1 protein-coding gene is annotated in these 553 nt (G+C 72.5%); it reads left to right on the top strand.

Annotated features, from left to right (window positions below; translation table 11 throughout):
- Positions 1–553: amidohydrolase family protein (locus tag H7I41_RS04575; RefSeq protein ID WP_505011357.1), on the top strand; the 553-nt coding region annotated here is incomplete at both ends.

Below are 553 nucleotides of genomic sequence, written 5' to 3' on the forward strand. Positions count from 1 at the left end.
GGCGGCTGGATCATCCCCGGCCTGGTCGACGCGCACTGTCACGTCGGGCTCGGCCCCGCCGGCGCGACGAGTTTCGACGAGGCGATCGGGCAGGCCGAGATCGAACGCGACGCCGGCGCGCTGCTGCAGGCCGAGATCGAACGCGACGCCGGCGCGCTGCTGCTGCGCGACGCCGGTTCGCCGGTGGATACCCGCAGCCTCGACGACCGCGACGATCTGCCCCGCATCATCCGGGCCGGCCGGCACCTGGCCCGGCACAAGCGCTACATGCCGGGCCTGCCGATCGACATCGAGGACGAATCGCAGCTACCGGAGTACGTCGCTGCGCAGGCGCGGTTCGGTGACGGCTGGGTGAAGCTGGTCGGCGACTGGATCGACCGCGGCGCCGGCGACCTGGCCCCGCTGTGGTCCGACGATGTGCTGGTCGAGGCGATCGCGGCGGCGCACGCCAACGGCGCCCGCGTCACCGCGCACGTGTTCGGGGAGGACGCGCTGCCCGGACTGATCAAGGCCGGTATCGACTGCATCGAACACGGCACCGGCATCACCGAGG

It is taken from the genome of [Mycobacterium] manitobense (assembly GCF_025821665.1).
In the GTDB taxonomy this organism is placed as follows: domain Bacteria; phylum Actinomycetota; class Actinomycetes; order Mycobacteriales; family Mycobacteriaceae; genus Mycobacterium; species Mycobacterium arseniciresistens.